The sequence below is a fragment of the Arthrobacter sp. 05N429 genome (genome assembly GCF_056397045.1).
The window spans coordinates 191,905-218,324 of the sequence record NZ_JBFTMQ010000005.1; the positions used below are offsets into that span (position 1 = coordinate 191,905).

Here is a 26,420-nt window from a genome sequence, read left to right on the forward strand (position 1 = left end):
CCGGTTGACGGGCGGCCCGTACAGGAACGGTAACCTTGGAGCATGGACGAACCCCTGGCCGCGGCCGCCGATCGCAACACCGCCGCTGACCCTGCAGCCCTGAGCGGACTCACGTTTTCCAAGGGCCACGGCACGGGCAACGACTTTGTGCTCCTGGCCGACCCCAACGGCACGCTGGCGGTGACGCCGGAGCAGGTCGCGGCCCTGTGTGACCGCCACCGCGGAATCGGCGGCGACGGACTGATCCGGGCCGTCCCGTCCCGGCTGCTCGCCGAGGGCCAGGAGCTGCTGACGCAGCACCCGGACGCCGAATGGTTCATGGACTACCGCAACGGAGACGGCTCGCTCTCCGAGATGTGCGGCAACGGCGTCCGCGTCTTTGTGCACTTCCTGATTGCCGAAGGCCTCGTCGAGCTGCCTGCCGGCGAATCACTGACCATCGGCACCCGCGGCGGCGCCAAGACCATCGTCCGCACCGCCGCCGGCTACGCCGTCGACATGGGCCCCTGGGAATTCATCTTCCCGGGCGAGGCCACCGCCCGGGCCATGGATTCACTGGTCAGCGCGGCGGGGCTGGAGGTCGCCCGGCCTGCCCTGTCCGTCAGCATGGGCAACCCGCATACCGTTGTGGCCCTGGCCGAACTCGCCGAGCTGGAGGCCACGCAGCTGTTCACCGCACCCCACGTGGACCCCACCCCGCCGCACGGAACCAATGTTGAGTTCGTCGTGCCGTCCGAGCCGCTGGTCCACGAAGGCGTAGGAACCATCACCATGCGCGTTCATGAGCGCGGAGTCGGAGAAACGCAGTCCTGTGGCACGGGCGCCTGCGCGGCCGCCGTCGCGATCCGCCACTGGGCCGGCCAGGGTGCCCCGGATGTGTGGAATGTCCATGTCCCGGGCGGGGTCGTCGGCGTGAAGTTCTTCCTCGGCGCCGGGGGCCACGAGCACGTCGAGCTCAGCGGCCCCGCGGTGATCGTCGCTAGTGGGACGCTTTCCTGACCCGAAGGATCCGGAACGACTTCGAGGTGCTCTCACGGGTCACCGCGAAGCTGCTGTCCAGCTCGCCCGCGAGCCAGCGCTGCAGCGAATCCGACCCCAGGTTTTTCTGCACCACCAGCCATGCGGAGCCGCCCGGCGCCAGCCGGGGAAGCCACAGGAGCAGGAGGGCGTGGAGCTCGTCCTTGCCGATCCGGATGGGCGGGTTGGACCAGATGGTGTCGAAGCGAAGTTCGGGGTCGACGGCGTCGGGCGTGCTGGCCGTGACGTTGCCCAGGCCCAGCAGCGCGGCGTTTTCGTTGGTCAGGGTCACGCACCGCTCGTTGACGTCCACGGCGTAGACCCGGGAGTGCGGTGCCCTCAGGGCCATGGTCAGCGCGATCGGACCCCAGCCGCAACCAATGTCCAGCAGCGTCCCCTGCGGCGCCGGGGATGGGGCCTCGGCCAGCAGCACAGCCGTGCCCTTGTCGATGCCGTCCGGGCTGAAGATACCCGAGGACGTCTGCAGTTGCCGCGTGGCACCGGCAAGCTCCACGGTCAGTGGCTTGCGGGTGAACGGCCCAGAGGGCTGGGCGCTGAAATAGTGTGCAGACTCCATAACTGGCTAGATTAGTTGGCCGCCGGCCCCTAGAGGAAACCGCGGCGACCGGCCGGGGCCAGCCGTGCCGTCTGCTAGTGTTAAAAACATGTTCTTGAACTTCAAGTAGCCGGCACGGGCCTTCCATTCTTCACCGGAGTCCCGTCCCCGCAGCGACGCAGGTAGTTACCTTCCGCTCAGTGCGCCACCCGTGATGATCCCGAAATGGATTTCGCCGCTGGCGCCCGAACCACTTGGAGTTTGGCAGCGCTCACTGGAGCCCGGCCGGGCGGAACAACTCCCTCCTCAAGGCAGTACCCATGCCTGTTCCCTCCCCGTTCCCACCGCTCCGGCCCGGAGCCCACCCTGCCCCCGGCACCGCTGCCGCAGGCATCCCAGGAGGCCATGAATGACCAATAGTCGTCAGCCCAGCGCGAATACCGCCCCGCACAGCACCGATCGGCACTATTCTGAAACTGCCGAACCTCTAAAGGAGACCATGACCAGCCAGCCCAACACCGGACCCGATTCAGCATCCCAGGACATGAGTCCTGCGGAAATCCAGGCTGTCATCGACCGGATCCTCGCCAAGGACACCCCTGCCCGGAAGGCAGCCCCGGCCGCCGGTGAGCCCGCCTCGGTGCTCGGCAAAGCGCAGGCGATCTCCCGGCTGGACGAGGAGCACAGCACCTACGACGGCGACCAGCAGGACCTCGAGGAACGGCACGCCCTGCGCCGCACCGCCGGGCTGTCTACCGAGCTCGAAGACGTCACCGAAGTCGAATACCGTCAGCTGCGGCTCGAGCGAGTCGTGCTGGCCGGCCTCTGGACTGAAGGCACCCTTGCCGACGCCGAGAACTCCCTCCGCGAACTCGCCGCCCTCGCCGAGACCGCCGGCTCGGAAGTCCTCGACGGTATTGTCCAACGCCGCCAAAAGCCCGATCCGGGCACCTTCCTCGGCTCCGGCAAGGCCCAGGAACTCAAGGACATCGTGATGTCCACCGGCGCGGACACCGTCGTCGTCGACGCCGAACTGGCGCCGTCCCAGCGTCGCAGCCTCGAAGACATCGTCAAGGTCAAGGTCATCGACCGCACAGCCCTGATCCTGGACATCTTTGCCCAGCACGCCAAGAGCCGCGAGGGCAAGGCCCAGGTGGAACTGGCCCAGCTCGAATACCTGCTCCCGCGCCTGCGCGGCTGGGGTGACTCGATGTCCCGCCAGGCCGGTGGCCAGGTGGGCGGTGCCGGTGCGGGTATGGGATCGCGTGGTCCCGGTGAAACCAAGATCGAACTGGACCGCCGCCGGATCCGCACCCGGATGGCCAAGCTGCGGCGTGAAATCGCCGCGATGAAGCCGGCCCGGGAGACTAAGCGCGCCAACCGCCGTCGTAATTCCGTGCCGTCCGTGGCGATCGCCGGGTACACCAACGCCGGCAAGTCCTCGCTCCTGAACCGGCTGACCGACGCCGGTGTCCTGGTGGAGAACGCCCTGTTCGCCACCCTGGACCCGACGGTCCGCAAGGCCGAAACCTCGGACGGGCTGGGCTACACCCTTGCCGACACCGTGGGCTTCGTCCGGTCGCTGCCCACCCAGCTCGTGGAGGCTTTCCGCTCCACCCTGGAGGAAGTCGCCGATGCGGACCTGATCCTGCACGTCGTGGACGTCTCGCACCCGGATCCGGAAGGCCAGATCGCCGCCGTCCGCAAGGTGTTCAGCGAAGTCGACGCCCGCAAGGTGCCCGAAATCATCGTCCTGAACAAGGCCGACGCCGCGGATCCTTTCGTGATCGAACGGCTCAAGCAGCGCGAACCGCGCCACGTGGTGGTGTCGGCACGCACCGGCGCAGGCATCCCGGAGCTGCTCAAGGCCATCAGCGAAGGCATTCCGCGGCCCAGCGTGAAGCTGGAGCTGATGATCCCGTACAACCGCGGGGACCTGCTCAGCAAGCTGCATGAGACCGACGCCGAGATCCTCAGCCTTGAGCACGAGGAAGCGGGCACCCGCGCCGTCGTGATGGTGCGCGAGGGATTTGCCGCTGAACTGGATTCGTTCATCAGCAATGACTGAGGCAGCGGTGACCGGGGCGGACACAGGCACGGGCGACCCGGCGGGGGACCCGGTAGCGGGGCACACCGCAACAGAAGACATAGCAACAGAGGGCACTGCAACAGAAGGCACAGCGGAGACTGAATCCGCCGGACAACCCTCGGCACGTTCGGGCGGCAGGACCGGCGGGGAGTTCGTCATCGAACTCCTCGACCGGGCCGTGTCCGGCATGGGCGGCCAGAGCCGCGACGGCCAGCACGAAATGGCCCGGCAGGTGGCGCAGGCTATTGACAGCGGCGACCACCTGCTCGTCCAGGCCGGCACCGGCACCGGCAAGTCCCTTGCCTACCTGATTCCGCTGATCGCCCATTCGCTCGTCAGCGACAAGCCCACCCTGGTCTCCACCGCGACCCTGGCCCTGCAGACCCAGATCGTGGGCCGCGACCTGCCCCGGCTGCTGAAGACCATCACCCCGGCGCTCGACCGGCCCGTCAAGGTCGCCCTCGTCAAGGGCCGGTCCAACTATGTGTGCCGCCACAAGCTCGAAGGCGGCTTCCCCTCGGAAGAACCGTCGGAGGGCCAGCTCTTCTCGCTCGGCGAGGACACCTCCGTGCCGCACTTCGCCGCGGCCATGGGCGGGCCGTCCTCCCAGCTCGGCAAGGAGGTCGTCCGGCTGCGCGAGTGGGCCGAGGACACCGTGACTGGGGACCGCGACGAGCTCCTGCCCGGCGTAACGGACCGCGCGTGGCGGCAGGTCTCCGTCACCTCCATGGAGTGCCTCGGCGCGCAGAAGTGCCCCCTGGCAGCCGAATGCTTCAGCGAACTGGCCCGGCAGAACGCCGCGGACGCCGACGTCGTGGTCACCAACCACGCGATGCTGGCCGTCAGCGCCTTCGAGGGCCTCGCCGTCCTGCCCGAATACGACGTCGTGGTGGTCGATGAAGCCCACGAGCTCCAGGACCGCGTGACCGGCGCCGTGTCCGGCCAGCTTTCTGTCGCCATGGTGCACGCCGCCGCGTCCGGGGCGCGGAAGCACGCCGGCATCACCGTGGACGCATTGAACAACGCCGCATCCAACCTCGAACTTGCCATTGAGGGCGTTCCCAGCGGGCTAATGCCCAACGGCCTCAACAGCGAACAGCTGGACTGCGTGGACCAGCTGCGGGACGCCTGCCGCGCCGCGCTTTCGGATTCCAAAGGGGACAGCGCGAACACGGCCGACGGCGGCCGCCAGCTCGCGCGCTCACGGCTCATGGTGATCCTGGAACTCTGTGAACGGCTGCTGGCAGCACGCGAGAACCGCGAAGTGGTCTGGTTTTCCCGCAACAGCACCTTTGACCCGCAGCAGGGGTACTCCCAGCCGGACGAGTCCGCCCCGGCCTTGGTCAATATCGCCCCGCTCAGTGTTGCCGGACGGCTCCGGGAGGGTCTGTTCGCGGACCACACCGTCATCCTGACCTCGGCCACCCTGGCGATCGGGTCCGCTTTTGAACCGGCTGCCGGCGGCCTCGGTCTGGTGGGTCCTGGCGCCCCGAGCTGGACCGGCGTCGACGTCGGCTCGCCCTTCGAATACCCCAAGCAGGGCATCCTCTACGTTGCCAAGCACCTGCCCAAGCCCGGCCGGGGCACGTCCCCGGAGGCACTCGACGAGCTCGAGAAGCTGATCCGGGCCTCCGGCGGCGGGGCCCTGTGCCTGTTCTCGTCGCGGCGCGCCGCCGAGGACGCTGCCGAGGCACTCCGGCCACGGCTGGACATGAGCATCCTCTGCCAGGGGGATTCCACCATGACGGCGCTGGTGAAGCAGTTCGCCGACGAGCCGGACACCTGCCTCTTCGGCACCATGTCCCTGTGGCAGGGTGTCGACGTGCCGGGGACCTCCTGCCGCCTCGTGGTGATCGACCGGATCCCGTTCCCTCGGCCCGACGATCCCCTGATGACGGCGCGGTCCCGGGCGGTGGCCCAGGCCGGCGGCAACGGCTTCATGAGTGTTTCCGCGACCCACGCTGCCATCCGTCTCGCCCAAGGCGCCGGCAGGCTGATCCGCACCACGACGGACAAGGGAGTGGTGGCTGTGCTGGACTCGCGGCTGTCCACCGAAAGGTACGGGGGATTCCTCCGCGCCGCCCTGCCGCCGTTCTGGCCCACCACGGACCCCGCCATCGCCGTCGCCGCACTTGAGCGGCTCGCGAAGGAATCAGGGCAGCCCGCCACGTAGCCCCGCCGGGTTGGATTCCTGCCGCCCGGGTGCCAGTAACTGGGCGGAAACGCGAAAGGCCCCGTCCGGCGTGAACTGGTCAACGCCGGCGGGGCCCTGTTCGCAGGGACTGGGCAGCTCTGAGCTACTGGGAGGCTGTGTCCTAGAGGGAGCGCAGCACCGAGACAACTTTGCCCATGATGACGGCATGATCGCCGAGAATGGGCTCGTACTGGGTATTCTGCGGCAGCAGCCAGGTGTGGCCGTCACGCTGGCGGAAGGTTTTTACTGTTGCCTCGTCATCCAGCAGGGCGGCCACAATGTCACCGTTGACAGCATCGCCCTGCCTGCGCACCACCACCCAGTCACCGTCGCAGATGGCCGCATCGATCATCGAGTCACCGGCAACCTTGAGCATAAAGAGCTCGCCGTGGCCCACCAGCTGGCGGGGCAGGGGCATAACGTCCTCAACCACCTGGTCGGCCAGGATCGGTCCGCCGGCGGCGATCCGGCCCACCAGCGGCACCATGGCGGTATCCGTGGCACTGGCCAGCTCCGAAACAGACAAGCCGCCGACACTGCGCAGGCCGCTGGACTTCTCGGCGCCTGAAATCTTCGCGGTTCCCTCATCGAGGGTCAACGGCATCAGCACTTCCATGGCCCGGGGGCGCTTGGGATCGCGCCGCAAGTAGCCGAGCTTCTCGAGCTGCGAAAGCTGGTGGGTCACGCTGGAAAGGCTCGCGAGGCCGACCGTGTCGCCGATTTCGCGCATGGACGGCGGGTACCCGTTGTCCGTCACGGAGCGCTGGATGGTCTCCAGAATCTTTTTTTGCCGGACGGTAAGGCTCTTGGGTGGCCGGGCTGCCTGCGGGCTCCGCGGGGTGGCCCTGCCGCCAGTGGCTTGTGCTGCCATGTTCGCCAACGCCTTTCCGTTCCGCCCGGCCGCTGTGGCTGCAGCTGCCGGGAACTTCCGGCCTGAAATGTCAGACCCTGCTGATCAACTGCAGAAGTGGTTGTTCTTTGACTCAAACGTAGGCCAGCCACACAGCTTTTTCAAACATTTGTTCTAGCGAGTCTCGACAATGTTCGTCAATAAGTGCTAAAACAGAACAAGCAAGATTCGAATATGTGTTCTAGTTTGGCGAAGCTCAGTTAGAACAAGTCATTCGTCTCTTTGTTCGAAGGTCAGGCCGGTTGGCGGCGGGTACGTGGAGTACGCCGGGCGGCACAGTATGGTCCAGGAGGGCTCAGTTCATGTCAGCATCAAGCGCGTTTCACGACACTTTCGGCCGCGACGCATTCGGCGACTACGGCCGGCCCGGCAGCGGGACGTCCGGCCAGCCCGGCCCCAGCGGTCGTGCCGAACAGGCAAAGCAGGCGCCGCTGAGGCTCACCCGGCGGGGGCGCTTTGTCTTCATTGGGGTGCCGCTCATCCTGCTGGCCGCGCTGGTTCTCTCTTTCAGCGGATTCCTCAACGCCCCGGCAAAGGCGGCGGACTCTGCCGCCGAGCTGTCGCTGACACCCACAGTCTCGGTAACGGTGCAGCCCGGCGAATCCTTGTGGGCCATCGCCGAGGCTGTGGCGCCTGAACGCGATCCCCGCGACGTCGTCGCCGACATCATCCAGCTGAACAACCTCGAGGCCGCCCGCGTCGTGCCCGGCCAGGCACTCTTCGTCCCGTCCAACTAGTTCTTTCCGTCCAGGTAGCTCATGGGCCCCGTTGTTTGCGCGCCTCGAGGCGTTCTGCGGGCGCACGGCAGCCCCGGTAAGCGTCACAGTTTCTGGGCCCGCAGCGATCTCACTTAAACTGAACAAGTGACTGACCAGCTAGAGCGCCTGAACCGACTTCCCCTCCGGACCAACCTGCGGGGCCTGACCCCCTACGGGGCACCGCAGCTGGACGTCCCCATCCTGCTCAACGTCAACGAGAACACCCACGGCGTCCCGGCCGACGTCCGCGCGGCCATCTCCGAGGCCGTCGCGATTGCCGCCACCGGACTGAACCGCTATCCGGACCGCGAATTCACGGAGCTGCGGGAGGCTCTGGCCGAATACCTCGGGCACGGACTGGCCGCGGACAACATCTGGGCCGCCAACGGCTCCAACGAGGTTCTCCAGCAGATCCTCCAGGCCTTCGGAGGTCCGGGCCGCACCGCCCTTGGTTTCCCTCCCACATACTCCATGTACCCGCTGCTGGCCTCCGGCACGGACACCGGGTACATCGCCGGCGTCCGCGCTGATGACTACGGGCTCAGTGCCGAGTCGGCCGCCCGGCAGGTCCGCGAACTCCAGCCGAACATCGTGTTCCTCTGCTCCCCGAACAACCCCACCGGCACCGGGCTTGGCCTGGACGTCGTCGAGGCTGTCTACGAGGCCGGCGAGGCCAGCCAGACCATCGTGATCGTCGATGAGGCGTACCACGAGTTCGCCCATGACGGCACGCCCAGCGCGCTGACGCTGCTGCCCGGCCGGGAACGGCTGATCGTTTCGCGCACCATGAGCAAGGCCTTCGCTCTTGCCGGAGCCCGTGTCGGCTACATGGCGGCCGCCCCGGAGGTCACCGACGCCCTGCGCCTGGTCCGGCTCCCGTACCACCTCTCGGCCATCACCCAGGCAACAGCCCTGGCCGCCTTGCACCACCGGGTCGCGCTGATGGCCGACGTCGAGGACATCAAGCGGCAGCGCGACAGGATCGTGTCCGAACTGCAGCGGATGGGCCTCAAGCCTGCCGCCTCCGACTCGAACTATGTCTTCTTCGGCGGTCTGGACAACCCGCACGAGGTCTGGCAGGAACTGCTGGATGCCGGTGTGCTCATCCGGGACGTTGGCATTCCCGGGCACCTTCGCGTCACCGCCGGGACTGAGACGGAAACCACAGCCTTCCTCGAAGCCCTCGAGCGGATCCTGGCCGGCCGCGCAGTGCAGCCCGCCTAGACTTAACCCAGGACATCCACCTGCCTGAACGCCGGGCACCGTCGTCATCCAAAGGACACCCACATGAGCACCACCGGATCAACCGCTGCCGAGGGCCGGACCGCACGCATGGAACGGACCACCAGCGAGTCATCGGTGCTGGTCGAGATCAACCTGGACGGCACCGGAGTCTCGGACATCAGCACCTCGGTCCCGTTCTACGACCACATGCTGACGGCGCTGAGCAAGCACTCCCTGATCGACATGACGGTCAAGGCCACCGGCGACACGCACATCGACGTCCACCACACGGTCGAGGATGTTGCCATCACCTTCGGCGAGGTCCTGCGCACCGCCCTCGGGAACAAGGCCGGGATCCGCCGCTTCGGCGAAGCCACGGTGCCCCTCGACGAGGCCCTCGCGCACGCCGTCGTCGATGTCTCCGGCCGCCCGTACCTCGTGCACGGCGGAGAACCGGCCGGTCAGGAGTACCACCTGATCGGCGGACACTTCACCGGTTCCCTCACCCGCCACGTCTTCGAGGCGATCACCCTGCACGCCGGAATCTGCCTGCACATGAACGTCACCGCCGGCCGGGACCCGCACCACATCGTTGAGGCCCAGTTCAAGGCCTTCGCCAGGGCCCTGCGCGCCGCCGTCGAGCCGGATCCCCGCGTCGAGGGCATCCCGTCCACCAAGGGTGCGCTGTGACCGGCAAAGTGCTGAAGGACGGCGCCATCATCGACCCCGACACCGGCGCGAAGCCTGCGTCGCCCGAGGGCAAGCCCACCGTCACGGTCCTCGACTATGGCTCCGGTAACGTCCGCTCCGCCGTCCGCGCCCTCGAGCGTGCCGGTGCCGAGGTGATCCTCAGTTCCAAGCCGCAGGACGTGCTCAACGCCGACGGCCTCGTGGTCCCCGGCGTCGGCGCGTTCGAAACGGTGATGCGCGAGCTCAAAGCCGTCGACGGGATCCGAATGATCGGCCGCCGTGTGGCCGGAGGCCGGCCTGTCCTGGCCATCTGCGTCGGCCTCCAGGTTCTGTTCGAGGCCGGCGTCGAGCACGGCACCGAAGCGGAAGGCATGGGGGAGTGGCCCGGGAAGGTCGAACTCCTTCCCGCCGACGTCGTGCCGCACATGGGCTGGAACACCGTGTCCGTTCCGGAGGGCTCCAGGCTGTTTGCCGGTGTCGAAGACGAGCGCTTCTACTTTGTGCACTCCTACGGGGTCCAGCAGTGGGACTTCGACGTCATCCAGCCGAGGATGACGGCGCCCCTCGTCACCTGGTCAGAGCACGGTGCCCCGTTCATCGCGGCCGTGGAAAACGGCCCGCTGTGCGCCACACAGTTCCACCCCGAAAAGTCCGGCGACGCCGGGGCGCACCTGCTGCGCAACTGGGTTGGGGGTCTGCGGGACCGCTCCCGGGCCGCCGAATCCGCGGCCCCGGACTCAGCGCGCGTAGAAGCCGCGGCGTCCGACGCCACCCCTGCCGACGCCACGCCGGAAGCCGGGACCGCCTAGATGTGGTCCATCGTGCTGATGGGCCTAGCCGGCCTGCTGGTCGGCGGAGCGCTGTCCTTCCGCCAGCAGAAGAGCCCGCGCTGGGTCCAGGCCGTGTTCTACGTCCTGGCCGGGATGGCGCTGCTGGCCGCCTATCTGCTGACCCTGCCTGCCGCCTGACTACCCGCAGCGCCCCGACCACCTGCCGTCCCTGAAGAGCTGAGGATCTACGATGACCACCGAAACCCCGCTGCCCGTGCTGGAGCTGCTGCCCGCCGTCGACGTCGTCGACGGCCAGGCCGTGCGCCTCGTCCAGGGCGAGGCCGGCAGCGAGACGAGCTACGGCACGCCGCTGGAGGCTGCGCTCAACTGGCAGCAGCAGGGGGCCGAATGGGTCCACCTCGTGGACCTCGACGCCGCCTTCGGCCGGGGCTCCAACGCCGAACTGCTCCGCGAAGTGGTCGGCCAGCTGGACATCAAGGTGGAGCTGTCCGGCGGCCTGCGTGACGACGAGTCCCTCGAGAAGGCCCTGGACCTGGGCGTGGCCCGCGTGAACCTGGGCACCGCGGCACTGGAGAACCCCGAGTGGACCGCCCGGGTGATCGAGCGCTTCGGCGACAAGATCGCCGTCGGGCTGGACGTCCGCGGCACCACGCTGGCCGGCCGCGGCTGGACCAAGGAAGGCGGCGACCTCTGGGAGGTCCTCGGGCGCCTCGAGGAGGCCGGCTGCTCCCGCTATGTCGTCACCGACGTCACCAAGGACGGCACCCTCCAGGGCCCCAACGTCGAACTGCTGCGCCAGATGGTGGAAAAGACCGGCAAGCCCGTCGTCGCCTCAGGCGGGATCTCCAGCCTCGAAGACCTCAAGGTCCTGCGTTCCCTCGTGCCGCTCGGCGTCGAAGGCGCCATCGTCGGCAAGGCCCTCTACAACGGCAACTTCACGCTGCCCGAGGCCCTCGACGTCGCCGGCCGCCGCTAGGCAGTCCCGCAGCATGGAGCACCGGCCCGCGGGCGGCAACGCAGCTGACAACCCTGTCCCTTCACGCCAGTTGCCCGGACACATCGCGGCAGCCCTGGCGGGCGCCGGCGGTGCGACCGACTCGGCGGGCCGGCCCTGGGCGGGCCGCAGCCTGTCCGGCGAGGACGCCACGATCCACAACTTCGAGGACGACGACGGCACGGCCGACGCCGGCTACCTCGCCGCGCTGGCTGCCCTCGAAGCGGGCGACGGCGACGAGGCCGCGGTGGTGGCCTCGCTCGCCACGGCGCGGGTGTTTGTGCCGATCCTCGCCACGCTCGCCGAAGAAGGCGAAGGTGCCGGCGGCCTGCACGCCGACAAGCAGGCGGACATGGCGCTCGTAACGCTCAAAGCCCCCGACGGCCGGACTGCGATGCCGGTCTTCACCTCCGCGGCTTCACTCGAGGCCTGGCATCCCGAGGCGCGCCCGGTGGCCGTCTACGCGGCCCGCGCTGCACTGTCCGCGGTCGCTGAGGGGGCGGAACTGCTCGTGCTCGACCCGGGGTCCGCTGTCACCTTTGTGGTGCGCCGGCCCGCGGTGTGGGCCCTTGCCCAGCAGCGGGACTGGACGCCGTCCTACGCTGATCCCGAGCTCGCCCGGGACCTCGGCGAGGCCGCAGTTGGCTTTCCCGCGGTCCGCCGTGTTGAAATTCATCGGGGCGGGGGAGTTGCCGCGGTTGCGGCCGACGGAAGGCAGCTCCCGGGCGGAGGCTCCGGCCCGGAGCTCCGCGTGGTGCTCTACCTAGAAGACGGACTCGACGCCGCCGGCGTCCAGTCCATCGTGTCCGGCCTCAACAACGCCTGGGCACGGAATGAAATATTTGCTGAGCGGGTTGACTCGATCGAGGTCAAATTGCAGCGCGCAGCACAGTAGCTGACGGTCGGCCGGGGACATCCTGGGTGCTGCCGGGGGCAGTACCAGAAGGAAATAGTTTCGTGAACTTCGCGCTTTACCGGGATCTGCTGGCCGTCCGGCCCATCAGGCGGCTCCTGCTGGTCGGGATGGTTGCCCGCATACCGCACTCCGCGGCCGGGGTCCTGCTGACCCTGCACATTGTCCTGACCCTCGGCCAGGGCTACGCCGCCGCCGGCGCCGCCGCCGCCGTGATGACCATCGGGATCGCCGTCGGCGCACCCTGGCGCGGCCGGCGCGTCGACACCGTCGGCCTGCGGCGGGCGCTCATACCGTCCGTCGTCTCCGAAGCCGTCATCTGGTCCGTTGTGCCGCACGTATCCTACGAGGTCCTGCTGCCGCTGGTCTTCGTCGGCGGCCTGCTCACGCTGCCCATCTTCAGCGTGGTGCGCCAGTCCCTCGGCGTCCTTGCCACGGGGGAGCAGCGGCGCACCGCGTTCGCCCTCGACGCCATCTCCACCGAACTGGTCTTTATGATCGGCCCCGCGGCCGGCGCCCTCGTCGCCACCGCCGGGTTCTCGGTCCTGGGACTGACCATCGTTGGCATCGCCACCTCGGTGTCCGGGCTCTTCCTGATGTGGTTCAACCCGCCGACCCGTAGCGCCGCGCCTGTCCCGGGGTCTGATCCCGTGTCCGATGCCGAGTCCGATGCAGCGTTTGAGGCCGGCCAGCAGGAGGGCGCCGAAGTCGCCGTCGTCGCCGCTGCCCCGGCCCACCTGCAGGAAGCCGCCGCCGAGCTCGCCCCGCTGGCCGCCGCCGGGGAAAGGCGCCAGGAACGGGCCGGGCTGCGGCAGAAGGTCGTCCACAACTTCGCCTGGTTCACGTCAGCCGTGGCCGCCGTCTTCGCCGTCGCAGCCGGGGCCGGCATGGTCCTCAGCGGCACGGACGTCGGAATCGTGGCCGCCCTCGAATCCGGCGGCCACCAGGCCGAGATCGGACTGGTGTTCCTCTTCTGGTGCGCGGCCTCGGTGGTCGGAGGCCTCATCTACGGCGCCATGCACCGGCCCATCTCACCGATCCTGCTGCTGCTGGGCATGTCCGCACTGACCATTCCGATGGCGTTCGCGCAGGACACCTGGACCCTGTGCCTGCTCTCGCTCCTGCCGGGCCTGCTGTGCGCGCCCGTGCTGTCGGCAGCCTCCGAAAAGGTCGCCGAACTCGTCGACGAGCGGCGCCGCGGCGAAGCGATGGGCTGGTACGGCTCGGCCCTCACCGGCGGTGTGGCCCTCGGGGCGCCCCTCGCCGGCGTCTTCATCGACGGCGTGGGCCCCTCAGCCGGATTCGTGGCCGTGGGGCTGGGCGGCGTCGTGCTGTGCCTCGTGGGGCTCGGCCTGCAGCACCGGCGCCGGCGGCGCCTCGCCGCAGCCTGAGGCAACCGGGGCCCGGCCGCCGGCACCCGTAACGCCAGGTGCGTTAACGACGACGGCGGCAGGCAGACCAAAGTGGTCCGTCCGCCGCCGCGATGTTGCTTATTCCGCGTTGTAACTGGTGTTGGGGCCTAGTTGACCGGGCCGGTGTACTTCTCGCCCGGGCCCTTGCCTGGAGCGTCCGGAATGATGGACTCCTCGCGGAAGGCCAACTGGAGGGACCGCAGTCCGTCGCGCAACGGTCCGGCGTGCTGGGAACCGATCTCGGGAGCCGCGGCAGTGACCAGGCCGGCAAGGGCCGTGATCAGCTTGCGGGCCTCGTCCAGGTCCTTGAGCTCTTCGGCGTTCTCCTCGGCGGCGAGGCCAAGCTTCACGGCGGCGGCGCTCATGAGGTGCACGGCGGCGGTGGTGATGACCTCGATCGCGGGCACCTCGGAGATGTCCCGGATCTGCTGTGAGACGTCGCCCTGGGCGCTGGCGGGCTCGTAAACGTGTGAATTACTGTCTGAAGTGCTCATGCTGGTAAGCTTGTCACAGACCGACTGATTGTCGTTATTTCGTTTCGGATTCAGATCTAGCCTTTGATTTAGATTGACCCGAGCGTCATGACAGCCGGAACCCGTCCGCAACCAACATGCCCGTCATGCAGGTGCGCCGGACGGGATTTCTTCTGTAGAATCGACTTTCAGTTTGCAAGCGGAGTTCTCTCCCACCCGCGTCAGCCGCTCTCCTTCGGGAAGCTTCGGAAGAAGCAAGGTTGCCGGGTACCTGGTCGGGCATTCTTCCCGGGCGCCAGCCCTGGCAGGATGCATGCCGCCTCACGCGAGGCAGGCAGTTCCGATCTTCGAGGCCTTCGATTGCTCCGGCAATTGGGGGCCTTCTCTTTTTGCCGGTGGAATACCCCTCACGAACACAGGAGCTTTAACATTAGCGAGCCAAGAATCAATGAGCGTATCCGCGTCCCCGAGGTGCGGCTGGTCGGCCCTGCAGGCGAGCAAGTAGGCGTTGTCCGTATTGAGGATGCCCTGCGTTTGGCTGCCGAGTCCGATCTTGATCTCGTTGAAGTTGCACCGCAGGCCAAGCCTCCGGTGTGCAAGCTGATGGACTTCGGCAAGTACAAGTACGAAGCCGCGGTCAAGGCACGTGAAGCCCGGAAGAACCAGACCAACACGGTCCTGAAGGAAATCCGCTTCCGCCTGAAGATCGACACCCACGACTACGAGACGAAGCGCGGCCACGCGCTCCGCTTCCTCGGTGCCGGTGACAAGGTCAAGGCCATGATCCAGTTTCGCGGCCGTGAGCAGCAGCGCCCCGAGATGGGCATCCGCCTGCTCCAGCGCTTCGCCGACGACGTCGCCGAAGTCGGCGTAGTGGAGTCCAGCCCGCGCATCGATGGCCGCAACATGGTCATGGTGGTCGGCCCCCTGAAGAACAAGGCCGAAGCCAAGGCAGAGGCCCGCCGCGCATCGCAGCGTGCGGAAGCCAAGGCCGAGAACGAAGCCAAGGCTTCCGGTGGAGGCCGCGTTGACACGTCCGGCCCCGAGGCGCCCCTGACGCAGTCGCTGGCCGACTTGCTGCCGGAGGGCTACCAGGTCCGGACTGAGGCACCCGAGGCTGAGGTAACCGCAACGGAAGCTCCCGCCGCGGAAGCCGCCGTCGAGGCCCCGGCCGAAAAGGTTGAGGCCGACAAGGCTGAAGCCGCGGAGGCCAAGGTCGAGGAAGCCCCGGCACAGAAGGCTCCCGTCGAGGAAGCGCCGAAGCAGGAGGCCGCCAAGGCTCCGAAGGCCGCTCCGAAGCGCGAAGCCCCCAAGGCTGAGGCTCCGAAGGCCGCCGCCAGGCCGGCAGCAGCCAAGGCGCCCGCAGCGCCCAAGGCCGCCGCCAAGGCTCCTGAGGCAGCGAAGGCTTCCGAGGCTGAAAAGGCCGCTCCGGCGGCAGCACCGAAGCCGGTTGCTGCTCCGAAGCCGGTACCGCGTCCCGCGGCGCCGAGGCCTGCCGCACGGCCGGCTGCCCCGAAGGCCGCCGCCAAGCCGGCCACCAAGAAGACCAACTAGTTCAGGGCTGCCGGACAGCAATGTCCGGCAGCAAGCAACCAGCATGCCGCCCGCAGGGGCGGCTGCACGAAAGACTGCAGACCTTGTCTGCGGATACGTAAGGAGATCGGTTCCCATGCCGAAGATGAAGACCCACAGTGGTGCTAAGAAGCGCTTCAAGCTGACCGGCAGCGGCAAGCTGCGCCGCCAGCAGGCCAACCGCCGCCACTACCTCGAGCACAAGTCCTCCAGGCTGACCCGCCGCCTCGCCGGCGACAAGATCGTCTTCAAGGGCGACGCCAAGGTCATCCGGAAGATGCTCGGCATCTAAGTTCCAAGTTCTCTGACTGTTTGCCACCTGGCAGCAGTCAACTACCAAAAAGGCTTCTCAGGCCAGCCGGTTCATCCGGCAGTAGTTGCTTGGGATCAGATTTTCGAAGGAGTACGCACGTGGCACGTGTGAAGAGGGCGGTCAACGCCCACAAGAAGCGCCGGGTTATTCTTGAGCGCGCAAAGGGCTACCGTGGACAGCGTTCACGCCTGTACCGCAAGGCCAAAGAGCAGCTGCTGCACTCGTTTGTGTACAGCTACGGCGACCGCAAGAAGAAGAAGGGCGACTTCCGTCGCCTCTGGATCCAGCGCATCAACGCTGCTTCCCGCGCCAACGGCCTGACCTACAACCGTCTGATCCAGGGCCTCAAGGCCGCTGAGGTCGAGGTTGACCGCCGTATGCTGGCCGAGCTTGCCGTTTCCGACGCCAACGCCTTCGCCGCGCTGGTGAAGATCGCCAAGGACTCGCTGCCCGCCGACACGTCCGCTCCGGCCGTCCAGGCTGAGGCTGCACCGGCCGCCAAGAAGCCGGCTGCCAAGAAGGCTCCCGCCAAGAAGCCGGCCGCCAAGAAGGCCGCCGCTGACAAGGCTGCCGAGTAATACCCCGAACCACGTCGTTCAAGAACCGGCCGCGAAAGCTACTAAGGTTCTTATATGAACGAAACCGGGCGCCCGCAAGACTTTCCACTTTCCAATCCTCGAGCTGATCGGGTGAGGAAGGTGGCACAGCTTGCCGGGCGCCCGGCCCGTTTAAAGCGCAGGGAGTTCCTTGCCGAGGGGCCGCAGGCGGTCCGGGAAGCCTTGGTCCTGCACCAGAAGAGGGTTGCCGCGGGGGAGCCCGGCATCGTCTATGAGGTCTACGCGAGCGAGTCGTGCCTGGACCGGCACCCGGATCTGGAGGCCCTCGCAGACGGCACCACCGCCTACCTCGCCACCGACGAGGTGCTCGCCGCGATGGCGGACACGGTCACGCCGCAGGGCATTCTCGCCGTCTGCGGCTTCCTGGACGTGAGCCTCGATCAGGTGCTCGACGCCGGTCCGCGGCTGATTGCCGTGCTCTGCCAGGTCCGTGACCCCGGCAATGCCGGCACCGTACTCCGGGCAGCCGACGCGGCCGGTGCGGACGCCGTCATCCTGACCGCATCAAGCGTTGACATCTACAACCCCAAGGCCGTCCGCTCGACGGCGGGATCCCTCTTCCACCTGCCCGTGGTGCTCGGCGTCGACGTCGATGAACTGGTGGCCCGGTGCAAGGAACGCGGAATCGGAGTCCTCGCCGCGGACGGCCAGGGCCAGCTGAACCTCGACACGTTGCAGGACCAGAACGCTGCGCGCCGGCTCGGAGCAGCCTCGACGGGTTCGGAGTACGCCCTCGAGAGCCCCACGGTGTGGCTCTTCGGCAACGAGGCCCAGGGCCTCTCAGCGGAAGAACTCGCCCTGGCGGACCACCGGGTGGCTGTTCCCGTCTACGGGGCAGCTGAGAGCCTCAACCTGGGCACCGCGGCCACGGTCTGCCTCTACGCCAGCGCCCGCTCGCAGCAGGATGGCGGAACGCCGCGAGGCTGAATCCGCGCGGGCCGGATCTGTGCGGGATTAGTTCCGGGACAGATCGGGCGGACACCGGCCAGACGCGGAAACACGCAAAAAAATACGGCGGGGGTCCACCGAAAGGTGGGCTCCCGCCGTCGTATCCCGGCGGTCAGGTCGTGGTCTTGTTGCGTCCTGTGATGGCGCCGTAGACAAGGGCAACCACGAGGCCGCCGACAATGGCCAGGAGCCAGGAACCGAGGTTCCAGAATTCCATCTTGCCGCCGCCGAACAGCAGGTCGCCGATCCAGCCGCCGACAACTGCGCCGACAACACCGAGCACGAGGCTGGTCACCCAGCCGCCTCCGACCCTGCCAGGCATGACTGCCTTTACTATTGCACCTACTATGAGTCCGAGAATGATCCAGCCTAGAAAGCCCATTGCTCCTCCTACATATTCGTCGGCATCCAAATAGTGGATTCCGATTATGGCTTCAAGCTAACATAGGCCGGTTTGCTTGTCAGCAGGATCACACCCAATCGTTACTTGCCCGGTGACCTGCGCCGTTGCGGGTTGAACCCGGGTTCACCCAGGGTTCACGGAGGGTTGAAGCCGGGCGCCGCCGGCGTCGGTGCGGCGTCGGTGCTGCGCTGCTGCTGCGCTGTTTTGCGGCTCTCTCTGCTGTGCGGCCGGTGATGAGATGCGCAGTGCTGTGCCGGGGCGATAACGGGTACCGTGTTTCTTGTGGGCACAGGCACGGGCCGGAGCCCACCACCCGCTCGAACCCTTAAGGAGAAGCTCCCTTGGCTGCAAATGGCGGTACTAAGGCGATTGTTGCGGCGCTGGCCGCGAACCTGACGATTGCCGTCCTGAAATTCGTCGCCTACTTCCTGACTTTTTCCTCATCGATGCTGGCCGAAGCGATCCACTCACTCGCGGACTCCGGCAACCAGCTCCTGCTGCTGGTGGGCGGCAAGCGGGCGAAGCGGGCGGCGAGCCCGGAGCATCCCTTCGGCTATGGACGCGAGCGTTACATCTACGCCTTTATCGTCTCGATCGTGCTGTTCAGTGTCGGCGGCCTCTTCGCCCTGTTTGAAGCGTGGGAAAAGTTCCAACACCCGCACGCCATCGAGGGGGCGTTCTGGTGGGTCCCGCTCGCCGTACTCGTCGGCGCCATCATCGCCGAGTCCTTCTCGTTCCGTACCGCGATCGCCGAATCCAACCACGTCCGCGGCAAGCAGGGCTGGGTCAAGTTCGTCCGCAGCGCCAAGCAGCCGGAGCTGCCGGTCATTCTCCTCGAAGATTTCGGCGCCCTCGTGGGCCTGGTCTTCGCCTTCTTGGGTGTGAGCCTGACGCTCATCACCGGGAACGGCGTCTGGGACGCCCTGGGCACCGCGATGATCGGTTTCCTGCTCGTGGCGATCGCCGCCGTGCTGGCCGTGGAAACGAAGTCCCTGCTGCTCGGCGAATCCGCAACGAAGGACGACGTCGTCAAGATCCGGGCGGCCATCGAGTCCGATGGCACGGCGATCATCCACCTCAAGACCCTTCACCTGGGCCCGGAAGAACTGCTGGTTGCCGCCAAGATCAGCATCGGCCGCTCGGAGACGGGCCAGGAAATCGCCAAGGCGATCGACGACGCCGAGACCCGGATCCGCGAGGCTGTGCCGATCGCCCGGGTCATCTACCTGGAACCGGATGTTCAGCGCGTCAGCACGCCGTAAGGGAGCCTGGGCCCGCAGTTAGGGCGGACCAACAGTTCTGAAGGAGCCGCCGGTGCGGCAGCCGCCATGCGGCTATCGGACCAGCGGCCTCTTGCGTTCCACGAGTCCGCTGATGACGGCGACGCCGAGGCCCAGGAGGGCCAGTACGGCCCCGACGAGGGCGGGCGCGACGTAGCCCCAGCCCCACGCGATGACGAGGCCGCCGAGGAAGGCGCCCAGGGCGTTGGCCACGTTGAGGGCGGCGTGGTTGAGCGAGGAGGCCAGCGAGGGCGCATCCGGTGAAGCATCAAGCAGCCGGGTCTGCAGGGCCGGGACCAGCAGCGAACCGGCGCCGCCGACGACGAAGACCATGACATAGGCGGACCACGGCCAGTGCACGGCCACGGCATAGACCACGAGTGCCACGGCAATGCCGGGCAGCACCCAGTAGATGGTGCCCATCACGGACTTGTCAGCGATCCGGCCGCCGACGATGTTGCCGGCCACCATGCCCAGCCCGTACAGCGCGACGACGAGCGGGAGCCAGGCCGCGGGAATGCCCGCCACGGAGGTCATCGTGTGCGCAATGTACGTGTACGTGGCGAAGAAACCGCCGAAGCCGACGATGCCGATCAGGATTGCCAGCCAGACCTGGAGCCGCTTGAGGGCGCCCAGTTCGCGGCGGAAGCTGGCATCGGCGTGGGGCTTCTGGAACGGCACGAATTTCCAGAGCATCACCAGGGTGAGGAGGCCGATCACGCCTACCAGCAGGAAGAGCAGCCGCCAGCCGTACGTCTGGCCCAGCCAGGTGCCGAACGGGACGCCGATGACGTTGGAGACGGTCAGGCCGGCCATGACCATCGAGATGGCCCAGCCGCGTTTGGTCGGAGCGACCAGTGACGCCGCGATCACGGCCGCAACGCCGAAGAATGCCCCGTGCGGCAGGCCCGCGGCGAAGCGGGACACCAGCATGGTGCCGTAGTCCGGGGCGATGAACGAAGTCAGGTTCGCGATGCTGAAGAACAGCATGAGCCCCAGGGCAAGGTACTTGCGCGGCATCTTGGCGCCGACGGCGGCCAGCAGCGGGGCCCCGATCACGACGCCGAGCGCATAGGCGGAGATCAGGTGTCCCGCTTCCGGGGTGCTGATGTTGAGTCCCTGCTCCACCTCCTTGAGCAGGCCCATCATGGTGAACTCCGTGGTGCCGATGCCGAATCCGCCCATGGCGAGGGCGAGGATGGCGAGGGCAAGATGGCGGGTGCCGGTCTTGGGCGTGGCCGGGGCTTGTGTGGTGGTTGTCATTCGTCTGCTTTTCGGGAACGTTCCCGGCGGGAGCCAGGGGGATGCGGCAAATTAAATCTGATGTGTGGGTTGATTCGTGTAACGGGGCGGACGCGCTCGATATTCCGGGTAGTCAGGACGGCGTCGGCCCCTTCCATTGTCCCCTAACCCTGGGCCGCCCCTAGACTTGGAGGCGTGACTGGACTCATTGGCGTTGTCGGCGGAGCAGTACTGGACTCTTTGGCCGAACCCGGCAGGCTGCTCGTGGCGCGGCGGACGGCGCCTCCTCACTTTGCCGGAATGTGGGAGTTCCCGGGCGGCAAGGTCGAGACCGGGGAGACGGCCGAACAGGCCCTGCACCGCGAGCTGCTCGAAGAACTTGGCGTGAGCGTCCGGCTCGGCGCCGAACTGGACAGCGGATCCGCCGGCGGCTGGCCGCTGAACGAGCGCGCCGCCATGCGCGTGTGGTTCGCCGAACTCCGTGACGGCGATCCGCACCCGCTGCAGGACCACGATGAGCTGCGCTGGGTCAACCTCCGGAACCGCAACGAGGTGCTGGGCCTGCCCTGGATTCCGGCTGACCTGCCGATCGTCGAGGCGTTGCTGGACAGGCTTTCCATGGCGGATTCCACGGCCGTGTCCGCGCACTGAACGGATAGCTTGCGGGCCGCCGCGGCCCCACCTCTCGCCAAAGCGTGAAGCATGGAACTACGCTGAAGCGAATCGAGAGGAGCGGCCCGTGCAGGTCGGTGTCAGGCGGGAACAGCGTGCAGGCGAAAGGCGGGTAGCGGCCACACCGGAGACGGTGCAGCAGCTCACCAACCTTGGTTTGGACGTGGCGGTGGAAACCAATGCGGGCACCGAGGCCGGTTATGGCGACGCCGCCTTCGCCGCGGCCGGAGCATCGGTCGTTCCGGAGTTAAGCCCCGGATCCCTGGATGTCCTGCTGCACGTCCGGCCGCTGGAACCCGAGACTGCCGCGGGTCTGAGGCCCGGCACCATCACCATCGGGTTCGGCTCACCGGCGTCGGAACTGCCAACCGTGGACGCCCTCGCCGCTGCGGGTGTGACGTCGTTCGCGCTCGAGCTCGTCCCGCGCATCTCCAGGGCCCAGTCGATGGACGCGCTGAGCTCCCAATCGCTGGTCTCCGGCTACCGCGCCGTTCTGGAAGCGGCCCTGCGCTATCCGAGGTTCTTCCCGCTCTACATGACGGCCGCCGGAACCATTCCGCCCGCCCGTGTGCTTGTCCTGGGCGCCGGCGTCGCCGGGTTGCAGGCGATTGGCACCGCGAAGCGCCTGGGGGCGCGGGTCTCCGCCAATGACATCCGGGCGGCCTCCGCCGACGAAGTCGCTTCCATGGGGGGAACCTTCATTAACCTGGACCTTGACACGGCGGCTGCCGCCGCGGAAGGCAGCGGCGGCTACGCCCGTGAGCTCGGCCAGGACCGGGCGCAACGCCAGCGCGCCCTGCTCGCCCCGCACGTCGCGGCGGCGGATGTCCTCATCACGACGGCGGCTATCCCCGGCCGCGCAGCCCCCTTACTCGTGACGACGGAGATGGTGGCTGGAATGCGGGCTGGTTCGGTCGTCGTCGACCTTGCGGCAGAGTCGGGCGGCAACGTGGAGGGCGTTATCGCGGGCCGGGACCTCCAGGTCCCGGTGGAGGGCGGGTCCGTGACCCTGGTGGGCCTGCAGGACGCCGCCTCGGCGATGCCTTCGGACGCGTCTCGGCTGTTCGCCAAGAATGTCGCGAACCTGCTGGCCCTGATGACGGCCGACGGCACGGTTGTTCCCGACTTCGACGACGAGGTTGTCGCGGGCGCCTGCCTCACCCACGGCGGCTGCGTCCTGCATGCCGCCACTGCCGAAGCATTGGAGGCCCTCAAGTGATGGATCCGATCACGCTGCTGACGGTGGTGGTGCTCGCGGTATTTGTGGGCTTCGAAGTCGTCTCCAAGGTGACAAGCAAGCTGCATACTCCGCTCATGTCCGGTGCCAATGCCATCCACGGCATCATCCTGGTGGGCGCCATCATCGTGGCCGGCCAGGCCGGCGACCCATGGTTGTTGACCATCGCCCTCATCGCCGTGGTTCTGGCGACCGCCAACCTGGTCGGCGGATTCGTCGTCACGGACCGGATGCTGGAGATGTTCGGCGGGCGGAAGCCTGCCCGGCCTGCTGCCGGGGCGGGGGAGGACGGCAAATGAACATCCTCGGCCCCGGGTGGACTGCCCTGTTCTACCTCGTGGCGGCGGTCTGCTTCATCCTCGCGCTGAAGGGCCTGAGTTCTCCCCGGACAGCCCGGCGGGGCAACGCCATCGGAGCGGCCGGCGCGCTCGTGGCCGTCGTCACCGTGTTCCTCTCGGCCAAAGTGGAGAACATCCCGCTGATCATTGCCGCGATCGCGGTCGGTTCCGCGGTGGCCGTCCCGGTGGCCAGGCGCGTGCAGATGACCCAGATGCCGCAACTGGTCGCGCTCTTCAACGGGGTCGGCGGCGGGGCCGCGGCGCTGGTGGCGGTACTGGAACTCGGCCACAGCGAGGACCCCTGGGTGCGGCTGGCCGTGGTGTTCACGATGCTGGTCGGCGCCGTGTCCTTCGCCGGCTCGGCTGTCACGGTGGGCAAGCTGCAGGAGCTGATCAGCACCCGGCCCCTTGTGTTCCCCGGGATGCCAGTGGTGATGGGTGCTGTGGTGCTGGGGGCGGTCGCAGCCGGAGGCTTCGTCGTGGCGACGGGGTCAACCGGCTGGGCAGTGGCGCTGATGGTGCTAGGCCTCGCGGCGGGCCTCCTGCTGGTGCTGCCCGTCGGCGGGGCCGACGTGCCGATTGTGATCTCCCTGCTCAACGCGTTCACCGGCCTAGCGGTCGCGGCGTCCGGCATTGTGCTGGGCAATGTGCTGCTGCTGGTCGCCGGCACGCTGGTCGGGGCCAGCGGTACCATCCTGACCAAGGTGATGGCGTCCGCCATGGGCCGCGGTGTCGCCGGCATCATGTTCGGCGCCTTCCGGGGCGGCTCGACGGCGGGATCAACCGTGCAGAGCGACCGGCCGGTGCGCTCCTCCTCGCCCGAGGACGTGGCCGTACAGCTCGGCTATGCACAGCGGGTGGTGATCGTCCCCGGCTACGGGCTTGCCGTGGCCCAGGGCCAGCACACGATCGCCGAGCTCGCCATTGCGCTGGCCGCCCGCGGTGTCGAGGTGGTCTTTGCCATCCACCCGGTGGCCGGGCGCATGCCGGGCCACATGAACGTGCTCCTCGCGGAGGCCAACGTTCCCTATGAGGCGCTGAAGGAGCTCGAGGAAGCCAACCCGGAGTTCCCGAACACCGACGTGGCGCTGATTGTGGGTGCCAACGACGTGGTCAATCCCGCGGCCAAGTCCACGCCAGGGGCGCCGATCTACGGGATGCCGATCCTGGAGGTCGCGCAGGCCGGCCAGGTGGTGTTCCTCAAACGCTCCATGCGGCCGGGCTTCGCCGGGATCGAGAACGAGCTGCTGTTTGATCCCAAGACCACGCTCCTGTTTGGTGACGCCAAGGATTCCCTCACCCGGGTCCTGGGCGCCGTGAAGGCCCTCTAGCTGCACTGTTGCTCGGGCAACTGCATGTGCCTTGGCCAACTGCATGGTCCTCGCGTTCAGAACCTTGCGTTCAGAACAGGGTGGGCTGCGCTGCCTCCGCGGTGTGGCTCCCGTGCCGGGCGCCGGCGAGGGCGGCCGGCTCGGGGATGCTGCCGGCGGGGTACTGCGCTTCCTCGTCCCTGGGATCGATGCTGTTGGGATCGGTGCTGCCTGGATCGCCGTTGAGGTCGCGGTGGCTGAAGCCCTGCGAGCCGGTGAAGCCGTGGCGGGCCTTGAAGTACCGGATGCGGCCGGACAGCCAGGCCCGGTACTCCTTGGAGGCGTAGGAACCCGTGCCGTACAGCCGGCGGTACTTTCCGGCGAGCTGGGGATGCTCCTTGGCGATCCACTGCATGAACCACTCCCGGGTTCCGGGCTTGAGGTAAAGGGCTCCCGCGGTCACGCCGGTCGCGCCCGCCGCCGCCAGGGAGGCGAACAGGGAATCGAGGGCCTCGTCGCTGTCAGAGAGCCACGGCAGGATGGGCATGGCCATCACCCCGCAGGGCAGCCCCGCCTCCCGGAGCCGCGTGATCAGCTTCAAGCGCGCACGCGGACCGGGGGTGCCGGGCTCCACGGCTTCGGCGAGGCGCTCGTCCGTCATCGCCAGCGAGATGCCCACGCCGACAGGCACCTGGGCTGCGGCATGCTTCAGCAACGGAATGTCCCGGGCCAGCAGCGTGCCCTTGGTCAGGATCGACAGGGGAGTTCCGGAATCGGCCAGCGCCCCGATGATGCCCGGCATCAGCTGGTAGCGGCCCTCGGCCCGCTGGTACGGATCCGTGTTGGTGCCCAGGGCCACGTGCTGCCGTCCCCACGAGGGTTTGGCCAGTTCCCGGCGCAGGACCTCTGCCGCATTGATCTTCACCACCACCTGGCTGTCAAAGTCCAGCCCGGCGTCAAAGTCGAGGTACGTGTGGCTCTTCCGGGCGAAACAATAGACGCAGGCATGGCTGCAGCCGCGGTAAGGGTTGATGGTCCACTCGAACGGCATCCGGGAACCGGCGACCACTTTGTTGAGCACCGATTTGGCAGTGACCTCATGGAAAGTGACCCCGGCGAACTCGGGGGTGGTTACGGAGCGCACCAGCCCGATCAGGGGCAGCAGGGCATCCGTTGCAGGGGACTGGGCGCGCCCGCTCGTTTCTCCGGGTTCCCCGGTGCCTGAGCCCTTCTCTCCGGGCGCCGGTTTGAGTGCTTGTGCGTCCCATCTCATGGCTCTATTCGAATATATGTTCGAGTTTAAGTCAAGAGCCCGCGCCGCAGCGGAAGCGCACGTTTCAGGACTGCGAATTGCCCGTCGGTTCCACAGGCGGGCTGCATTGCTAGGCTGGGGCGATGATTCTCCTGACAGGGTTCGAACCGTTCGGCGGCGAGGGCACCAACCCGTCGTGGTCAGCCGCGCGGGAGGCCGCGGTCCGGCTCCGGGCCGAGGGGCTCGACGCGCAGGCTGTGGAGCTGCCCTGCGTCTTTGGCGACGCCATCCGTGTACTGGACGCTGCGCTGGAGCGGTACCGCCCGGAGCTGGTGGTCTGCGCGGGCCAGGCCGGCGGGCGGTCCCGGATCTCGCTGGAGCGGATCGCGATCAACTGCGACGACGCGCGGATCCCGGACAATGCCGGCAACTCACCTGTAGACCTGCCCGTGGTCTACGGCGGACCCGCTGCCTACTTCAGCACCCTTCCGATCAAGGCGGCGCTGTCGGCCCTGCTGGCGGCCGGGATCCCCGCCGAGGTATCCCAGACCGCCGGCACCTACGTCTGCAACCACCTCTTCTACGGGCTGATGCACGCCCTGCGGCTTCGGCCCGGAACCCGGGGAGGTTTTGTCCACGTTCCATACGAGCCGGCCCAGCTGCCGCCGGGGAGCACCAACCCGTCACTTCCGCTGGAGCAGCTGGCGGAGGCGCTCGCCGTCGTCGTCCGGAGTTCCCTGGCGACGACGGCGGACTTCAAGATCGCCGCCGGCGCGACGCACTAGGCGGGCCACGCACCAACCGGCCCTAAGCACTGGGCCGTGTCTCCTGAGCGCCGCAACCAGGTCAGGGCTGAGCGGTGCGCGGCTGCTGGTCCGCTTGATTTTGAGAGGGGGCGAAGGAAACCTGTTTTAGTCTTCTGTGGCGGCGGCATGAAGGCGATGATGAGGTTACCGGCCTCCGCCGGCTCTCGATTTCGATCGGAGAAGTTCATGCTCAAGGCCCTGCTGTGCAAGCTGAATATTCAGCACGACTGGCATATTGAACACACCGACGATGGCGCCGTATATAAGCGCTGCAAACGTTGCGGGAAAGACGACGACAGCGGAGGCGGCGGTGCCGGTTCCTTTGGTGCGTGGGCAGGTCCGTCCGGGGGGTAGGGTGCCACGTTGCAGCGGGACGCTTCAGGCTCCCCGTGTGGCCGCCACTAAGGAA

Annotated in this window: 28 protein-coding genes; 22 read left to right on the forward strand and 6 right to left on the reverse strand. The window is 67.6% G+C overall.

All coding sequences use genetic code 11. The annotated features are described in order from the left end of the window. Nucleotides 1–42 precede the first annotated feature (42 nt). Nucleotides 43–999 (forward strand): diaminopimelate epimerase, encoded by a 957-nt coding sequence (gene dapF / locus AC1DF4_RS11675; protein ID WP_476913043.1) that lies wholly within the window; start codon nt 43–45, stop codon nt 997–999. Here the strand turns inward: dapF and AC1DF4_RS11680 are convergent. Then, the gene (locus AC1DF4_RS11680) at nt 980–1,594 is read right to left on the reverse strand and encodes a class I SAM-dependent methyltransferase (protein ID WP_476913044.1); all 615 of its coding nucleotides are present in this window, start codon (nt 1,592–1,594) and stop codon (nt 980–982) included. The genes dapF and AC1DF4_RS11680 overlap by 20 nt on opposite strands. 478 nt (nt 1,595–2,072) lie before the next feature. On the opposite strand from AC1DF4_RS11680, the gene hflX reads away from it, so the two are divergent. Beyond that, on the forward strand, nt 2,073–3,641 hold the full coding sequence (gene hflX / locus AC1DF4_RS11685) for a GTPase HflX (protein ID WP_476913045.1): 1,569 nt from the start codon (nt 2,073–2,075) through the stop codon (nt 3,639–3,641). Next, nucleotides 3,634–5,835, forward strand: coding sequence for an ATP-dependent DNA helicase (locus AC1DF4_RS11690; RefSeq protein ID WP_476913046.1), 2,202 nt, complete (start codon nt 3,634–3,636; stop codon nt 5,833–5,835). The genes hflX and AC1DF4_RS11690 overlap by 8 nt, the downstream gene beginning before the upstream one ends. 142 nt (nt 5,836–5,977) lie before the next feature. Here the strand turns inward: AC1DF4_RS11690 and lexA are convergent, their stop codons facing one another. Beyond that, entirely contained in the window at nt 5,978–6,727 is a 750-nt protein-coding gene (gene lexA / locus AC1DF4_RS11695; RefSeq protein WP_476913047.1) for a transcriptional repressor LexA, read from the reverse strand. Nucleotides 6,728–7,068: 341 nt separating this feature from the next. Here lexA and AC1DF4_RS11700 point away from each other — a divergent pair, with 341 nt between their 5' ends. From AC1DF4_RS11700 to AC1DF4_RS11735, 8 genes are all read left to right on the forward strand, one after another. Then, entirely contained in the window at nt 7,069–7,503 is a 435-nt protein-coding gene (locus AC1DF4_RS11700; RefSeq protein WP_476913048.1) for a LysM peptidoglycan-binding domain-containing protein, read from the forward strand. A 126-nt stretch (nt 7,504–7,629) separates the two neighbouring features. Then, complete coding sequence (locus AC1DF4_RS11705) at nt 7,630–8,748, forward strand: histidinol-phosphate transaminase (RefSeq protein WP_476913049.1); 1,119 nt, start codon at nt 7,630–7,632, stop codon at nt 8,746–8,748. A gap of 63 nt (nt 8,749–8,811) precedes the next feature. Beyond that, the gene (gene hisB, locus AC1DF4_RS11710; RefSeq protein ID WP_476913050.1) at nt 8,812–9,438 is read left to right on the forward strand and encodes an imidazoleglycerol-phosphate dehydratase HisB; all 627 of its coding nucleotides are present in this window, start codon (nt 8,812–8,814) and stop codon (nt 9,436–9,438) included. Then, a complete protein-coding gene (gene hisH, locus AC1DF4_RS11715; protein WP_476913051.1) occupies nt 9,435–10,247 on the forward strand; it encodes an imidazole glycerol phosphate synthase subunit HisH in 813 nt (270 codons plus the stop codon). The genes hisB and hisH overlap by 4 nt, the downstream gene beginning before the upstream one ends. Next, nucleotides 10,248–10,406 (forward strand): hypothetical protein, encoded by a 159-nt coding sequence (locus AC1DF4_RS11720; RefSeq protein ID WP_200913073.1) that lies wholly within the window; start codon nt 10,248–10,250, stop codon nt 10,404–10,406. A 52-nt stretch (nt 10,407–10,458) separates the two neighbouring features. Continuing rightward, complete coding sequence (gene priA, locus AC1DF4_RS11725) at nt 10,459–11,205, forward strand: bifunctional 1-(5-phosphoribosyl)-5-((5-phosphoribosylamino)methylideneamino)imidazole-4-carboxamide isomerase/phosphoribosylanthranilate isomerase PriA (protein WP_476913052.1); 747 nt, start codon at nt 10,459–10,461, stop codon at nt 11,203–11,205. A gap of 13 nt (nt 11,206–11,218) precedes the next feature. Then, nucleotides 11,219–12,118, forward strand: coding sequence for an SseB family protein (locus AC1DF4_RS11730; RefSeq protein WP_476913053.1), 900 nt, complete (start codon nt 11,219–11,221; stop codon nt 12,116–12,118). A gap of 62 nt (nt 12,119–12,180) precedes the next feature. Beyond that, a complete protein-coding gene (locus AC1DF4_RS11735; RefSeq protein ID WP_476913054.1) occupies nt 12,181–13,527 on the forward strand; it encodes an MFS transporter in 1,347 nt (448 codons plus the stop codon). Nucleotides 13,528–13,655: 128 nt separating this feature from the next. Here AC1DF4_RS11735 and AC1DF4_RS11740 read toward each other — a convergent pair whose 3' ends face one another. Then, complete coding sequence (locus AC1DF4_RS11740) at nt 13,656–14,042, reverse strand: DUF1844 domain-containing protein (RefSeq protein WP_226761144.1); 387 nt, start codon at nt 14,040–14,042, stop codon at nt 13,656–13,658. A 450-nt stretch (nt 14,043–14,492) separates the two neighbouring features. Between AC1DF4_RS11740 and infC the strand changes: the two genes are divergently transcribed. The 4 genes from infC (at nt 14,493) to AC1DF4_RS11760 (ending at nt 17,450) form a co-directional block, all read left to right on the forward strand. Then, the gene (gene infC, locus AC1DF4_RS11745; RefSeq protein ID WP_476913055.1) at nt 14,493–15,575 is read left to right on the forward strand and encodes a translation initiation factor IF-3; all 1,083 of its coding nucleotides are present in this window, start codon (nt 14,493–14,495) and stop codon (nt 15,573–15,575) included. A 115-nt stretch (nt 15,576–15,690) separates the two neighbouring features. Beyond that, the gene (gene rpmI / locus AC1DF4_RS11750; protein ID WP_009358635.1) at nt 15,691–15,885 is read left to right on the forward strand and encodes a 50S ribosomal protein L35; all 195 of its coding nucleotides are present in this window, start codon (nt 15,691–15,693) and stop codon (nt 15,883–15,885) included. Nucleotides 15,886–16,004: 119 nt separating this feature from the next. Then, nucleotides 16,005–16,484 carry a 50S ribosomal protein L20 gene (gene rplT / locus AC1DF4_RS11755; protein ID WP_476913056.1) on the forward strand — a complete coding sequence of 160 codons (480 nt, stop codon included), beginning with the start codon at nt 16,005–16,007 and terminating at the stop codon, nt 16,482–16,484. Nucleotides 16,485–16,538: 54 nt separating this feature from the next. After that, nucleotides 16,539–17,450: a TrmH family RNA methyltransferase gene (locus AC1DF4_RS11760; RefSeq protein ID WP_476913057.1), complete on the forward strand. Its 912-nt coding sequence runs from the start codon at nt 16,539–16,541 to the stop codon at nt 17,448–17,450. Between the two features lie 133 nt (nt 17,451–17,583). Here the strand turns inward: AC1DF4_RS11760 and AC1DF4_RS11765 are convergent, their stop codons facing one another. Continuing rightward, on the reverse strand, nt 17,584–17,853 hold the full coding sequence (locus tag AC1DF4_RS11765; protein WP_223985465.1) for a GlsB/YeaQ/YmgE family stress response membrane protein: 270 nt from the start codon (nt 17,851–17,853) through the stop codon (nt 17,584–17,586). A 362-nt stretch (nt 17,854–18,215) separates the two neighbouring features. On the opposite strand from AC1DF4_RS11765, the gene AC1DF4_RS11770 reads away from it, so the two are divergent. Next, a complete protein-coding gene (locus AC1DF4_RS11770) occupies nt 18,216–19,136 on the forward strand; it encodes a cation diffusion facilitator family transporter (RefSeq protein ID WP_476913058.1) in 921 nt (306 codons plus the stop codon). Nucleotides 19,137–19,208: 72 nt separating this feature from the next. On the opposite strand, the gene AC1DF4_RS11775 is transcribed toward AC1DF4_RS11770, so the two are convergent. Continuing rightward, on the reverse strand, nt 19,209–20,417 hold the full coding sequence (locus AC1DF4_RS11775) for an MFS transporter (RefSeq protein ID WP_476865095.1): 1,209 nt from the start codon (nt 20,415–20,417) through the stop codon (nt 19,209–19,211). Between the two features lie 174 nt (nt 20,418–20,591). Here AC1DF4_RS11775 and AC1DF4_RS11780 point away from each other — a divergent pair, with 174 nt between their 5' ends. From AC1DF4_RS11780 to AC1DF4_RS11795, 4 genes are all read left to right on the forward strand, one after another. Next, entirely contained in the window at nt 20,592–21,047 is a 456-nt protein-coding gene (locus AC1DF4_RS11780; protein WP_476913059.1) for a (deoxy)nucleoside triphosphate pyrophosphohydrolase, read from the forward strand. Nucleotides 21,048–21,135: 88 nt separating this feature from the next. Further along, entirely contained in the window at nt 21,136–22,287 is a 1,152-nt protein-coding gene (locus AC1DF4_RS11785) for a Re/Si-specific NAD(P)(+) transhydrogenase subunit alpha (protein ID WP_476913060.1), read from the forward strand. Continuing rightward, nucleotides 22,287–22,604, forward strand: a complete 318-nt coding sequence (locus AC1DF4_RS11790; protein WP_476913096.1) for an NAD(P) transhydrogenase subunit alpha part 2 — start codon at nt 22,287–22,289, stop codon at nt 22,602–22,604. The genes AC1DF4_RS11785 and AC1DF4_RS11790 overlap by 1 nt, the downstream gene beginning before the upstream one ends. Then, nucleotides 22,601–23,974: an NAD(P)(+) transhydrogenase (Re/Si-specific) subunit beta gene (locus AC1DF4_RS11795; RefSeq protein WP_476913061.1), complete on the forward strand. Its 1,374-nt coding sequence runs from the start codon at nt 22,601–22,603 to the stop codon at nt 23,972–23,974. The genes AC1DF4_RS11790 and AC1DF4_RS11795 overlap by 4 nt, the downstream gene beginning before the upstream one ends. A gap of 70 nt (nt 23,975–24,044) precedes the next feature. Here the strand turns inward: AC1DF4_RS11795 and AC1DF4_RS11800 are convergent, their stop codons facing one another. After that, nucleotides 24,045–25,226: an Rv2578c family radical SAM protein gene (locus AC1DF4_RS11800; RefSeq protein WP_476913062.1), complete on the reverse strand. Its 1,182-nt coding sequence runs from the start codon at nt 25,224–25,226 to the stop codon at nt 24,045–24,047. A gap of 122 nt (nt 25,227–25,348) precedes the next feature. On the opposite strand from AC1DF4_RS11800, the gene pcp reads away from it, so the two are divergent. After that, nucleotides 25,349–25,990: a pyroglutamyl-peptidase I gene (gene pcp / locus AC1DF4_RS11805; protein ID WP_476913063.1), complete on the forward strand. Its 642-nt coding sequence runs from the start codon at nt 25,349–25,351 to the stop codon at nt 25,988–25,990. 147 nt (nt 25,991–26,137) lie between these two features. Then, entirely contained in the window at nt 26,138–26,365 is a 228-nt protein-coding gene (locus tag AC1DF4_RS11810) for a hypothetical protein (RefSeq protein WP_476913064.1), read from the forward strand. The last annotated feature ends 55 nt before the right edge of the window (nt 26,366–26,420 follow it).